Below are 12,840 nucleotides of genomic sequence, written 5' to 3'. Positions count from 1 at the left end.
GCGAAGGACGGGCATGAGAGCGCCGGCAAGCAAGCCAACCATTCTGGTGGTCGACGACACACCAGACAATATCGACCTGCTGCGCGCGGTGCTGGAAGACGATTACCGCACCAAGATCGCCGTCAATGGCGAACGCGCCCTGAAGATCGCCGCCGGCAGCGACCAGCCCGACCTGATCCTGCTCGACATCATGATGCCGGGCATGAGCGGCTACGATGTGTGCCGCGCGCTGAAGGCCGATCCCGCCACGGCCGGCATCCCCGTGATTTTTGTCACTGCCATGAGCGAAGTGGCCGACGAGCAGCTGGGTCTGGCGCTGGGCGCCGTCGACTACATCACCAAGCCGATTTCGGCGCCCATCGTGCTGGCGCGCATCAGGACGCAGCTGGCGATGAAGCAGATGCAGGATTTCTTGCGCGACCAGAACCAGTACCTGGAAACGGAGGTGGAGCGCCGCGTGCAGGAGGTGGCGGCGCTGCAGGACGTCACCATCCACGCCATGGCCTCGCTGGCCGAAACGCGCGACAGCGAGACGGGCAACCATATCCGCCGCACCTCGCACTATCTGAAAGCGCTGGCCGAGAAAGTGCGCGGCCTGCCGCGTTTCCGCGATTTTTTGACGGACAAGAATATCGAACTGCTGTTCAAGACGGCGCCGCTGCACGATATCGGCAAGGTGGGCATTCCCGACCATATCCTGCTCAAGCCGGGACGTTTCGAGCCGCACGAAATGGCCATCATGAAGACGCATACCACGCTCGGGCGCGACGCCATCCTGGCGGCCGAGCACGAGCTGGGCATCGAAGTCGATTTCCTCAAGTACGCGAAGGAGATCGCCTACAGCCACCATGAAAAATGGGATGGCAGCGGCTACCCGCAAGGCCTGGCTGGCGAAGCCATCCCGATTTCAGCGCGCCTGATGGCGCTGGCCGACGTGTATGACGCCCTGATCAGCCGGCGTATCTACAAGCAGGGTATGGACCATGCGCAGGCCGTGCAGATCATCGTCGAGGGGCGCGGTTCGCATTTCGACGCCGAGATCGTCGACGCCTTCCTGCAGATCCAGGACCAGTTCATCGCCATCTCCAACCGCTATGCCGACGGCGTGTGCGAGATCGCCGACAAGCAGCGGCAGATCGCGCCGTTCGCCGAAAACATCAGCTGACGGTCTTGAAGAAGCGCAGCATCTCTCGGCTGGCGTCCGGCCCTTTGCCGTCCGTGTAACTGCCGTTATCGCTGCCGCCGGACCAGGCATGGCCGGCGCCGTGGATGACCCAGTGTTCGCCCAGCGGCGAGCCATCGGCCTGGCTGTGCGTGGTGCGCGTGTAGCGGTGGCCATTCGGCACGCTGCCATCGACGGAAGCGGCTTTGGCCGCCTTGCCGCCCGCCTGGCTGCGCACGCCCTGGGCGATCAGTTCATCGCCATTGCGCGGGTTGACGGTGGTGTCGCGGTCGCCGTGGAAAACGATGATGGGCACGCCGCCCGCCGGCGCCTTGCGCTGGGCATTGGGCATGGCGCCGCCCTTCATGGCGGCCAGCGCCGACGGCAAGTCCTGCGCCGAAGCGAAGGGCAGACCCGAATGCACGCCGACAGCGGCAAACAGGTCGGGGTACAGGGTGCCGACGATGACGGCCATGGCGCCACCCGCCGACAGGCCGGCGACAAACACTTCGCGCTCGTTGACCGGGTAGTCGTCGATGACTTGCCGGGCGATGCCGGCGATCAGCGACGGTTCGCCCTGGTCGCGCTGCTGGTCGATGGCGTTGAACCAATTCCAGCAACGCGAACTGTTGGCGCCCTGCGTCTGCGCCGGGTAGACGACAAAACACTCCTTTTCTTCTGCCAGCGCATTCATTTGCGTGCCGGCGGCGAAATCGTCGGGATTTTGCGTGCAGCCGTGCAGCATCACGATCAGCGGCATGGCTTGGCCATGATAGCTGCTGGGGATATACAGCTTGTACGAACGCGTGCCCGCATGGTTGCGGTACACGCCGTCGATGAATTGCGCGCCGGCGGGTACCTCCGCTGGCGTGGCGGCCGGCGCGTTGAAGCCGGACGGGTGGAAGTTTGGCAGCTCGAAGCTGGGCATGTCGAAGCTGTGCTGGCCCAGGCCTGCCGGCACGCCCAGGCGCGCCATGAAATCCTGCGCGAAGTCCTGCGCCGCCTGCGCGGGTGTGGGGGGCGCGGCGTCAGCTTGCGGTTGCGTTGCCGCAGATGGTTGCGCCGGTGGTGGCGCAGGTGGCTGATTGATATCGCGCATCGGCTGCTGCTGTGTGGACGCCGCCTGCGGCGCCAGGCCGGCGGCGGACAGCGCCTGCTGAATGGCTTCGGTGGCGGCGGCGGGACCGCTGCCCAACAGATTGCGGGTTGCGGCGCGCATCTGCGCCAACATGTTGAGAGGTAGTTTCATGACCATCCTTAACGGTGCCGCGCATCGGCCGGGTCATCGCCGCGAACCAATACGCTAGTGAATTCGCCCTGCGAGCGCCGTCTTGACGACGGTGCTGGCGTGCAGGGCACCTAATACGAAGACCGACTCGATGGTGGCAAGTGCCAGTTCCACGGAGACGTCGCTGGCGATGCTGGCCAGTCCCAGCACCTGTATCTGCAGGCGCTGGCCGGCTGCCTGGATCGCTTCCAGGTCGGCGCGCGAATAATGCTGCATGCCCAATACCAGGCTTTTGCGGGCGACGGTTTGTTTCACCACGTCGGCGTGCGTATTGAGTTGATTGCGTATGGCCGTACGGATCAGATCCGTGCGGTTGGAATAAAATCCCTCCTGGACCAGCAAATCGATCTGCCCCAGGTCGATCAAGCCGAGGTTGATCGTGATTTTCTCGGATTCCCCAATTTTGGGCTTGCTGTCTTGCTTGGCCATATCTCTCCAAAAACTCCACGTGGCATCCAATTGCCATCTGTATGGATGGTAGTATAGTTCTGAAATATCTCAAGTCAAGCAGGATCTGGGCTGATCACGCTGTAGGATGGGCTCCCGCAGAGTGAGATGGGCCGCAAAATAAATTTTCAAATAATATATTTTTGATTATTTTTTCGTCGGAAAATATGTTGACAGTGTCATTGCAGGGCGATGCCGCCGACTCGCCGGCGTGGTTTCGCGGCATAATGAAAGCCTTCACGTTTACCGATGCCGCTCCATGATGGTCGATACTCCGCCAGCCGTTCCGCTCCCCTTGCCGTCGCCGGTACCGTCGCCCTGCGTCAGCCTGTGCAAGATGAACCGCGGCAGCGGCTTGTGCGAAGGCTGCCTGCGCACGCTCGACGAGATCATCGCCTGGAGCAAGGCCGACGACGACTTCAAGCGCGCCGTGTGGGCCGAATTGCCGGGCCGCGAATCCCTGCTCGACTTCGAGCCCGATTACTGAGGAAGCCCATGCCGCGATCGCCAGCGCTGTTCCCCGATTCCATTCAGGTGTTCGAACGCGGCTGGCTGTCGTCGAATAACATCCTGTTCCAGGGCAGGGACGACACGGCCCTGATCGACAGCGGCTATGTCACGCATGCGCCGCAAACCCTGGCCCTGCTGCGCCACAGCCTGGCGGGCCGGCCGCTGGACCGCTTGTTCAATACGCATCTGCACTCCGACCATTGCGGCGGCAACGCGCTGCTGCAAGCCGAATACGGCTGCCATACGGCCATTCCCGTATCGGAAGCGGACAAGGTGCGCGCCTGGGATATCGATGCCCTCAGCTTCCAGGCCACGGGCCAGCAATGCCCGCGCTTCGGCTTTGACGCCACCGTCTCGCCCGGCGACACCTTCACCCTGGCCGACATGCGCTGGCAGGCGCTGGGCGCACCGGGCCACGACCCGCACTCGCTGATTTTTTACTGCGCCCAGGAGGGCATCCTGATTTCCGCCGACGCTCTGTGGGAAAACGGCTTCGGCGTGATCTTTCCGGAACTCGATGGCGGCTCCGGCTTTCTGGAAGCGCGCGCCACCCTGGACCTGATCGCCAGCCTGGACGTGCGCGTGGTGATCCCAGGCCACGGGCGGCCATTCACGGATGCCGCCGGCGCCCTGCAGCGCGCGTATTCGCGCCTCGATTACCTGGCGTCCGATCCCGTGCGCAATGCGCAGAACGCCGTGAAGGTGCTGCTGAAATTCCTGCTGCTGGAACGCCAGCGCATCGCCCTCGCCGAGATACCTGCTCTGCTGCGCGGCATGCCCATCTTCGAAGAAGCCAACCGGCGCTTTCTGCGCCAGGAGGCGGCCGCGCTGGCCGAGTGGGCCGTGTCGCAGCTGGTGAGGGCCGTAGCGGCGCGCGTCGAGGGTGAGTACTTGCTCAACGAGGGTTGAATCGTCGGTGCGATAAATTCAGCACGATCGTACTTTTTCTGCACTATAATCAACGTTCAGTGTTTTTTACGTCCGATCAACTTTCCAGCGAGTCCGCCATGGCATTGCCTGTTGCGTTGCAAAACCTCTCCTTACCCGTTATCGCCTCGCCGATGTTCATCGCCAGCGGCCCGGCCCTCGTCGCGGCGCAGTGCAAGGCCGGCATCGTCGGTTCCTTCCCGGCCCTGAATGCGCGTCCCGCCGAATTGCTCGACACGTGGCTGACGGACTTGCAGGCCGAACTGGCCGCCTTCCAGGCCGCCAACCCGGACAAGAAAGTCGGGCCGATCGCTGTCAACCAGATCGTGCACCAGTCGAACGACCGCCTCGCGCACGACGTGGAAGTGTGCGTGAAACACCAGATCCCCATCATCATTTCCTCGCTGCGTGCGCCGCCCAAGGAAATGCTCGACGCCATCCACAGCTATGGTGGCATCGTGCTGCATGACGTGATTTCGATCCGTCACGCGAAAAAGGCGCTGGAGGCGGGTGTCGATGGCTTGATTCTGGTCGCCAGCGGCGCTGGCGGCCATGCGGGCACCCTGTCGCCGTTCGCGCTGGTGGGCGAGGTGCGCAAATTCTTCGACGGTCCGCTGGCGCTGTCCGGTTCCATCGCCACGGGCGACGCCGTGCTGGCCGCGCAAGCGATGGGCGCAGACTTTGCCTACATCGGTTCGCGCTGGCTGGCGACCAAGGAATCGAACGTCAGCGACGGCTACCGCGACGCCATCGTCGATTCCAGCGCGGCGGACATCGTCTACACGAACCTGTTTACGGGCGTGCACGGCAATTACCTGAAAAAATCGATCGAAGCGGCCGGACTCGATCCGGAAGCCTTGCCCGAAGCGGACAAGAGCGCGATGAATTTCGGCTCGGGCAGCGCCAAGGCCTGGCGTGACATCTGGGGCGCGGGTCAGGGCGTGGGCTTGATGGATGACGTGCCGAGCGTGGAAGAGATGGTGGCGCGCCTGAAAGCCGAATACGATGCGGCGCGCGCGCGGTTGAAGCTGTAACTCTGCTGCTGCGGGATGACGCGGCATGCCGCGTCATCCAAGCCATCCTTATTCCTGCTTCAAATCCTCGGGCTTGATGGCCCACAAGCCCGGCAGGTTGCGCCAGTAGCCATAGGCATCCATGCCGAAGCCGACGACGAAGCGGTTCGGGATCACCAGGCCGACGATGTCGGCTTGAACCGGCTTCTTCTTGCCGATGGCCTTGTCGGCAAACACGGCCAGGATCACTTCCGAGGCGCCCATGTCCAGCAGGCGCTGCTTGACGTGTGCCAGGGTTTCGCCTTCGTCGAGAATATCGTCGAGCACGATGACGGTGCGGCCCGCTACATTCGAGCGGGGGATGACTTTCCACACCACTTCGCCGCCCTTGTCGTCGTCGCCGTAGCGGCTCACGTGGATGTAGTCGAATTCGAGCGGAAAGCTCAGTTGCGGCAGCAGGTTGCCCGTAAAGACGACGGCGCCGCCCATCACGCCCAGCACCAGCGGGAACTCTTTCGAATCCTCGGCGTTGAAGCGCGTGTTGAGCACATCGGCCATGCGCGTGATCGACGCCTGCACGGCGTCTTGGTCGAACAGCAGTTCCGCGTTCTTGATCAGGTCACGGGCACGGTTGTGATGAAATTCTTGCATGGACTCTTGCATGGCGATGAATGGGGCTGATGGTCAATGCCGGTATTATCCCGCAAATCGGCCTTATTTGTAATCGCGCATGTCGTCGATGATTTTCCCATCTTGCGCCAGGCTGCCCACGGCCACCAGCACTACGTTGCCGCGCAGCTTGGTCAGTTCGCGGATCGAGCCGATGATGGCTTCGGTGCCGCTGGTGTCGAGCGGATCGTCGACTTCGCAATGCAAAGTCATCTCGTCGTTGGCCATGCGTCCCGATACCACCAGCCGCGCTTTTTTGATCTGCGGATGGCGGCGCGCGATCTCGTGCACCTGCGACGGATGCACGAACATGGCGCGCACCTTGGTGGTTTGATCCGCGCGCCCCATCCAGCCCTTGATGCGCGTATTCGTGCGGCCGCACGGCGACTCCGGCGCGTTCGTCAGCACGGCGGACAAGTCTCCCGTGGCGAAGCGGATCAGCGGGTAGTCGGCATTGAAGACGGTGACGACCACTTCGCCTACTTCGCCCGGCGCGACGGGAATGCCGCTGCCCGGATGGACGATTTCCAGCAGCACGTTTTCGTCAACGACCATGCCGGGATTGAGCTTGCCATTGCTGGCCGTTTCATAGGCGATGCTGCCGATGTCGGCCGAGGCATAGGTCTGGAACACGTGCGGCACGCCGTTCTCCGCAAACCAGCTGCGCAGGGACTCGGGCAAGGCTTCCGCACCCATCACGGCCTTGGTGACGCTGCTGATGTCGGCGCCCATTTCGCGCGCCTTCTCGATGATCAGTTTCAGGAATGACGGCGTGCCGATATACGTGTCGGGCTTCAGGTCGACCATCGCCTGCACCTGCATTTCCGTCTGGCCGATGCCGGCCGGGATGACGGTGCAGCCGATGCGCGCGGCGCCGCCTTCGACCATGAAGGCGGCCGGCGTGAAGTGATACGAAAAGCAGTTCTGCAGCAAGCCGCCGGCGCGCACGCCGGCTGCGTACATGGGGCGCGCGAAGCGCCACCAGTCGGGGCCGCGGCCTTCGGGATCGAAGATGGGGCCGGGCGAGACGAACACGCGCGACAGGGCGTTCTTTGGCGTCGTGTTCAAGCCGCCGAACGGCAGTTGCGTGTGCTGCAATTGCTTGAGGTCGGACTTGCGCGTCACGGGCAGCTGCGCCAGCGCGGCGCGGCTGGTGATGTCGGCTGCATTGACGCCATCGAGGATGCGGGCCCAGCCCGGCGCCTGTTGTGCGCGCGCGATCAGCTGCGGCAGGCCGGCCATCAATTCGCGTTCGCGCTCTTCGGGGGCGCGTGCTTCCAGACTGTCGAGCGTATCGGTCATGTTGCGGATTCTCCAATGTCACGTTGCAGTTTTTTCGTCAACCTGGCAACAATCAGGCTGTATGAGCGGTGCAGCAGGGCCGCCATTTCCCCGTCGTCGAGCGCATCGGGGCTGGCGATATGCACCCACTTGGCCCGTGCCAGGTACGGCGCCGGGCGGATGCCGGGGCGGTCCGTCAATTCCAGGAAGCGTTCCGCATCGACCTTGAAGCTCATGCCGCGCGTGCTGTGCGCTTCCGCGCCGCACAGCGCGAACATCCGGCCGCCGACGCAAAACGCCAGCACGTTCGTCCATTTGATGTCTTGCGTCGCGCCGGGAAAGCCGCGGCACACTTGCTTCGCCCGTTCCAGGTCCATGCTTTGCCTCCTGCGTCAGGCCAGCCAGCGCTTGCGGCGGCGGTAGAACTTCATGTCGCGGAAGCTCTTGCGCCCGGCGCTGGACACGCCCAGGTAAAACTCTTTGACGTCTTCGTTGCTGGCCAGTTCCTGCGCTTGCCCTTCCATCACGACGCGGCCGTTTTCCAGGATGTAGCCGAAGTCGGCGTAGCGCAGCGCCACGTTGGTGTTCTGCTCGGCCAGCAGGAAAGACACGTTTTCCTTGAGGTTCAGGTCCTTGACGATGCCGAAGATCTCTTCGACGATCTGCGGCGCGATGCCCATCGACGGCTCATCCAGTAAAATCATCGACGGCTTGGCCATCAGCGCACGGCCGATGGCGCACATCTGCTGTTCGCCGCCCGAGGTGTAACCGGCCTGGCTGCTGCGCCGGGTTTTCAGGCGCGGAAAGTAGTGATACACCTTGTCCAGCGCGTCTTTCAGCTCGCCGCGCGACAGGCTGCGCGTGTAGGCGCCCGTCAGCAGGTTTTCTTCGATGGTGAGGTGGCCGAAACAGTGGCGTCCCTCCATCACTTGCGACAGGCCCCGCTTCACCAGTTCATTCGGCGTCAACTGGTCCACGCGCTCGCCCTTGAACTGGACTTCACCTTTGGTGACGTCGCCCCGTTCGCCGCGCAGCAGGGTCGAGATGGTTTTCAGGGTGGTCGACTTGCCGGCGCCGTTGGCGCCCAGCAGCGCCACGATCTTGCCTTGCGGCACTTGCAGCGACACGCCCTTCAGGACCAGGATCACGTGGTCGTAGATGACTTCGATATTGTTCACCGACAGGTAGGGCGTCGGCGTTTCCGCCTGGATCGGGGCTTGCGTGGCAGTGTGGGTCATGGCTGCTTCTTTAAAATGTTCAACACGGGACCGGCGTTGGCCGGTCCGGTTCCTCTCGCCTACGGCATTACTTCATGCACGCCGGCGTGATCTTTTTCTCTTCCGCGTACTTGCCAGAGGATTCCTCGACCAGCTTGCGCACCAGGGCCTTGTCGCCGACGATCCACTTCGGCGTGATGGCGGTCCACTTCTTGCCATCCCACTGCTGCACCTTCACGGCGCCCGAGCCTTCATGGTCGTCGCAGCTGGTCTTCACAGTAGGGAACATGCCCAGCGCGCCCACTGCTTTTTGGCGCGCATCGTCGACGTTCAGGTTTTCCAGGCCCCAGCGCATCTGTTCGCCCGTGATCGGTTTGCCCTTGCCGAATTTTTCCTGCGCCGTGCGGATCGCTTCCACCCACAGGATGCCGGCCGTCACGCCGCGCATGTGGTAGACGGAGCCGATGCGCGACTGGTCGGACAGGTTGCCCTTGCCGGACGCGTAGAGTTTCTTGCGGATGTCGTCGAGCACGGGGTAGTTGCCCGGCGTATTGAACGTCATCGCCGTGTAACCCTTGGCTGCGTCGCCCGATGGAATCGTGTCTTCCTCGGAGCCGGCCCACCAGACGCCCAGCATTTTGTCGCGCGGGAAGCCATTGCGCTGCGCCGTTTTGATGGCGACCGAGTTCATGACGCCCCAGCCCCACAGGATCACGTGGTCCGGCTTGGCCTGGCGGATTTGCAGCCATTGCGATTGCTGTTCGCTGCCCGGCGGCGCGACGGGAATTTTCACCAGTTCGAAGCCGTACTGTTTCGACAGCGCTTCGAGCACGGGCAGCGGCTCCTTGCCGAAGGCCGAATCGTGGTACAGGTGGACGATTTTTTTGCCCTTCAGCTTGTCCATGCCGCCATCCTTGTCGCCCAGGTACTTGATCATGGCGGCGGCCTGGCTCCAGTAGCTGGAGATCAGCGGATACACGTAGGGGAAGACTTTGCCGTTGGCGGCGTCCGAGCGGCCGTAGCCGATCATCGTCATGGGGATCTTGTCTTGCGCCACGCGGTCGAGGATGCCGTAGGCGACGCCCGTGGACAGGGTTTCCACCAGAGTGGCGCCGCCCTGCTTGGTTTTCAGGCGTTCATAGCATTCCACGCCGCGCGAGGGGTTGTATTCGGTTTCGCATTCTTCCCAGCTGATCTTGACGCCATTGACGCCGCCGGCCTGGTTGACCAGGTTGAAGTAGTCGATGATGCCGCCGTAGAAACCGGAGCCGCCGGCCGCGTAGGGACCCACGCGGTAGGATGGCAGGGCGATGTACTGCTCCTTGTCCTGCGCCTGCGCGCTGCCGGCCATGGTGAGTGCGGCACTGGCGATGGCGGCGGCCAGCATGAGCGATTTGATGTGTTTCATTGTGTGTCTCCTCTTGTTTTATTTGGTATTCAAGTGAACCGACATCGACTGCAAAAACTTAATGGGGGAAGGGCCAGAGTCTCAACTTTTCCTTCGCGATCTGCCACAGCCTGGCCAGGCCGTGCGGCTCGACGATCAGGAAGAAGATGATCAGCGCGCCGAACACCATCAGTTCCAGGTTCGAGGCCACGCTGGTCGGCAATGCCAGGCCATGCGCGATGGTGTTCAGGAAGACGGGCAGCAGCACGATGAAGGCCGCGCCGAGGAAGGAACCGAGGATCGAACCGACGCCGCCGATGATGATCATGAACAGGATGCGGAAGGACAGGTCCAGGTTGTACGCTTCCGGCTCCACCGTGCCCAGGTAGGCGTATGCATACAGCGCGCCGGCCACGCCGCAGTAGAACGAGCTGACGGCAAACGCCAGCAGCTTGGTGCGCATCAATCTGAAACCGATCACCTCGGCCGCCATGTCCATGTCGCGCACGGCCATCCACGAGCGGCCCACGTTCGAGCGGATCATGTTCTTGGCCAGCAGCGCCATGCCGGACACGATGGCCAGCACCAGCAGGTATTTGCTTTGCGGCGTATCGAACTGGTAGCCGAGGATGGTCATCTTCTGCACCGTGATCACGCCCGAGGAGCTGTAGTTGGTGAGATACGGGATCTTGGTCAGGCACCAGACGACAAAAAACTGCGTCGCCAGGGTGGAGGCGGCCAGGTAAAAGCCGCGGATGCGCAGTGACGGCAGACCGAAGGCGATGCCCACCATGGCCGCGCACAGGCCGCCGAGGATGAACGACACGAGCAGCGGCAATCCCGGCAGGCGGGCCATGAAGTTATACGAGGCGAACGCGCCGACGGCCATGAAGGCGGCCGTGCCCAGCGACAGCTGGCCCGCGTAACCGGTCAGGATGTTCAGGCCCAGTGCCGCCAGGGCGAAGATCAAGAAGGGGATCAGGATCGCCGACAGCATGTAGGGCGAGGCGAAATACGGCAGGAGGAAGACGGCGACGAGGAGCGTGGCCGTCAGTGCCAGGCGGTCTTGCCTGATCGGGAAAATCTGGTTGTCAGCCTGGTAGCTGGTCTTGAATTGTCCTGCTTCACGGTAAATCATGGCGTGTCCTTTGTGATGGGTGCGTCGTATGCATCATGTGGCGGCGGTGCGGCGTCAGATACGCCGGATGATCTTTTCGCCGAACAGCCCTTCCGGACGCACCAGCAGGAACAGCAGGGCCAGCACGTACGGGAACCAGCCTTCGATGCCGCCGCCCACCATGGGGCCCAGATAGACTTCGGCCAGCTTTTCCGACGCGCCGATGATCAGGCCACCGACGATGGCGCCCGGCACCGACGTAAAGCCGCCGAGGATCAGCACGGGCAGCGCTTTCAGGGCGATGAAGGTGAGGGCGAATTGCACGCCGTTGCGCGCGCCCCACAGCAAGCCGGCCACCATGGCCACCAGGCCCGCCACGCCCCACACCACGGCCCAGATGCGCTGCAGCGGGATGCCGACCGCCAGTGCCGCCTGGTGGTCGTCGGCGACGGCGCGCAGGGCGCGGCCCACCTTGGTTTTCGAGAACAGCAAGGCCAGGCAGATCACCAGCAGCGCGCAGATGCCGGCCGCCATCAGGTCGAACTGCGAGATGTTGATGTCGAAGCGGTCCATCAGGAATTGCATCGGCACGTCTTCGATGGGCAGGTCCAGCTTGTGCACTTGCGAGCCCCACATCAGCTGCGCCAGGCCTTCGATGAAAAAGGTCAGGCCGATGGTGGCCATGAACAGCGTGATTTCGGGCTGGTTGACGAGGGGCCGCAAGACCACCCGTTCGATCGCCATGCCCAGCACGATCATGGTGAGCATCGTCAGCGGGATGGCCAGCCACAGTGACAGGCCGAACTTGTCCATGATGCCCACGCAGGTGAGGGCGGCGAAAAACACCATTGCGCCCTGCGCAAAATTGAACACGCCCGATGCCTTGTAGATCAATACAAAACCGATCGCCACCAGCGCATACATGACGCCCGACAGCAGGCCGCCGATCAGCACTTCAAAGAAAAAATTGATATTCATTGTTATTCCTTGTCCGGCGCTAGTGCGCGACACCCAAATACGCGTTGATGACATCCTGGTTGCTGCGCACCTCGTCGGGCGTGCCGTCGCCGATCTTCTTGCCGTAGTCGAGCACCACCACCCGGTCGGAGATATCCATCACCACGCCCATGTCATGCTCGATCAGCACGATGGTCGTGCCCAGCTGGTCGTTGACGTCGAGGATGAAGCGGCACATGTCCTGCTTTTCTTCCACGTTCATGCCGGCCATCGGTTCGTCCAGCAGCAGAATTTCCGGTTCCGCCACGAGGGCGCGGCCCAGCTCCACCCGTTTTTGCAGGCCGTAGGGCAGGCGCCCCACGGGCGTCTTGCGGATGGCCTGGATTTCCAGGAAGTCGATGATTTCCTCGGCCTTCTTGCGGTGCTCGATTTCCTCGCGCCGCGCCGGGCCCCAGTACAGGGCTTGCAGCAGAAAATTCGACTTCATCTTCAGGTTGCGCCCCGTCATGATGTTATCCAGCACCGTCATGCCCTTGAACAGGGCGATGTTCTGGAAGGTGCGCGCGATGCCGGACTTGGCAGCCTGGTAGCAGTCCATGCCGCGCCGGTGTTCGCCCCGGTAGATGATTTCTCCCTGCTGCGGGCGGTACACGCCATTGATCACGTTGAGCATCGAGCTTTTGCCCGCGCCGTTCGGGCCGATGATGGCGCGGATTTCATGCTGTTTGACGTCGAACGAGATGTCGGTCAGGGCTTTCACGCCGCCGAACGATAGCGAGATGTTCTTCAGGTCGAGGATCACGGGACCCGTTTTGCGGGCCGTGCCGAAATGGGCGTCGGGTTCATTCATTTGCATCGTGCTGTG

The 12,840-nt window shown here is 62.7% G+C and carries 14 protein-coding genes; 4 read left to right on the top strand and 10 right to left on the bottom strand.

Annotated features, from left to right (window positions below):
* Positions 1 to 13: 13 nt before the first annotated feature.
* Positions 14 to 1,165, top strand: coding sequence for a response regulator (locus NCG91_RS10045; RefSeq protein WP_251349544.1), 1,152 nt, complete (start codon positions 14 to 16; stop codon positions 1,163 to 1,165).
* Here NCG91_RS10045 and NCG91_RS10040 read toward each other — a convergent pair.
* Complete coding sequence (locus tag NCG91_RS10040; RefSeq protein WP_251349543.1) at positions 1,158 to 2,411, bottom strand: extracellular catalytic domain type 1 short-chain-length polyhydroxyalkanoate depolymerase; 1,254 nt, start codon at positions 2,409 to 2,411, stop codon at positions 1,158 to 1,160. The two genes, NCG91_RS10045 and NCG91_RS10040, sit on opposite strands and share 8 nt — an antisense overlap.
* A 54-nt stretch (positions 2,412 to 2,465) precedes the next feature.
* Entirely contained in the window at positions 2,466 to 2,879 is a 414-nt protein-coding gene (locus NCG91_RS10035; protein ID WP_251349542.1) for a CopG family transcriptional regulator, read from the bottom strand.
* 277 nt (positions 2,880 to 3,156) lie between these two features.
* On the opposite strand from NCG91_RS10035, the gene NCG91_RS10030 reads away from it, so the two are divergent.
* From NCG91_RS10030 to NCG91_RS10020, 3 genes are all read left to right on the top strand, one after another.
* On the top strand, positions 3,157 to 3,384 hold the full coding sequence (locus NCG91_RS10030) for a DUF1289 domain-containing protein (RefSeq protein WP_319633285.1): 228 nt from the start codon (positions 3,157 to 3,159) through the stop codon (positions 3,382 to 3,384).
* Positions 3,385 to 3,392: 8 nt separating this feature from the next.
* Positions 3,393 to 4,316, top strand: a complete 924-nt coding sequence (locus NCG91_RS10025) for an MBL fold metallo-hydrolase (RefSeq protein WP_251349541.1) — start codon at positions 3,393 to 3,395, stop codon at positions 4,314 to 4,316.
* A 98-nt stretch (positions 4,317 to 4,414) separates the two neighbouring features.
* The gene (locus NCG91_RS10020; RefSeq protein ID WP_099665909.1) at positions 4,415 to 5,368 is read left to right on the top strand and encodes an NAD(P)H-dependent flavin oxidoreductase; all 954 of its coding nucleotides are present in this window, start codon (positions 4,415 to 4,417) and stop codon (positions 5,366 to 5,368) included.
* 48 nt (positions 5,369 to 5,416) lie between these two features.
* On the opposite strand, the gene NCG91_RS10015 is transcribed toward NCG91_RS10020, so the two are convergent.
* The 8 genes from NCG91_RS10015 to NCG91_RS09980 all read right to left on the bottom strand — a co-directional run bounded on the left by NCG91_RS10015 (position 5,417) and on the right by NCG91_RS09980 (position 12,831).
* The gene (locus NCG91_RS10015) at positions 5,417 to 5,998 is read right to left on the bottom strand and encodes a hypoxanthine-guanine phosphoribosyltransferase (protein WP_099377742.1); all 582 of its coding nucleotides are present in this window, start codon (positions 5,996 to 5,998) and stop codon (positions 5,417 to 5,419) included.
* A gap of 63 nt (positions 5,999 to 6,061) precedes the next feature.
* On the bottom strand, positions 6,062 to 7,318 hold the full coding sequence (locus NCG91_RS10010; protein ID WP_251349540.1) for a phenylacetate--CoA ligase family protein: 1,257 nt from the start codon (positions 7,316 to 7,318) through the stop codon (positions 6,062 to 6,064).
* Entirely contained in the window at positions 7,315 to 7,674 is a 360-nt protein-coding gene (locus tag NCG91_RS10005; protein ID WP_251349539.1) for an MmcQ/YjbR family DNA-binding protein, read from the bottom strand. Before NCG91_RS10005 ends, NCG91_RS10010 begins: the two co-directional genes overlap by 4 nt.
* Before the next feature lie 15 nt (positions 7,675 to 7,689).
* Positions 7,690 to 8,535, bottom strand: a complete 846-nt coding sequence (locus tag NCG91_RS10000) for an ABC transporter ATP-binding protein (RefSeq protein WP_251349538.1) — start codon at positions 8,533 to 8,535, stop codon at positions 7,690 to 7,692.
* A 67-nt stretch (positions 8,536 to 8,602) separates the two neighbouring features.
* Entirely contained in the window at positions 8,603 to 9,922 is a 1,320-nt protein-coding gene (locus tag NCG91_RS09995) for an ABC transporter substrate-binding protein (RefSeq protein ID WP_251349537.1), read from the bottom strand.
* A 58-nt stretch (positions 9,923 to 9,980) separates the two neighbouring features.
* Positions 9,981 to 11,039: a branched-chain amino acid ABC transporter permease gene (locus tag NCG91_RS09990; RefSeq protein WP_251349536.1), complete on the bottom strand. Its 1,059-nt coding sequence runs from the start codon at positions 11,037 to 11,039 to the stop codon at positions 9,981 to 9,983.
* A 54-nt stretch (positions 11,040 to 11,093) separates the two neighbouring features.
* Complete coding sequence (locus NCG91_RS09985; protein ID WP_198521486.1) at positions 11,094 to 11,990, bottom strand: branched-chain amino acid ABC transporter permease; 897 nt, start codon at positions 11,988 to 11,990, stop codon at positions 11,094 to 11,096.
* A 25-nt stretch (positions 11,991 to 12,015) separates the two neighbouring features.
* Positions 12,016 to 12,831, bottom strand: a complete 816-nt coding sequence (locus NCG91_RS09980) for an ABC transporter ATP-binding protein (RefSeq protein WP_251349535.1) — start codon at positions 12,829 to 12,831, stop codon at positions 12,016 to 12,018.
* Between the last annotated feature and the right edge of the window lie 9 nt (positions 12,832 to 12,840).

This window comes from Janthinobacterium kumbetense, assembly GCF_023703445.1.
Taxonomy (GTDB): Bacteria; Pseudomonadota; Gammaproteobacteria; order Burkholderiales; family Burkholderiaceae_D; genus Janthinobacterium; species Janthinobacterium kumbetense.
The sequence above is the reverse complement of the archived record's forward strand: the minus strand, read 5'-3'. Positions and strand labels throughout refer to the sequence as shown.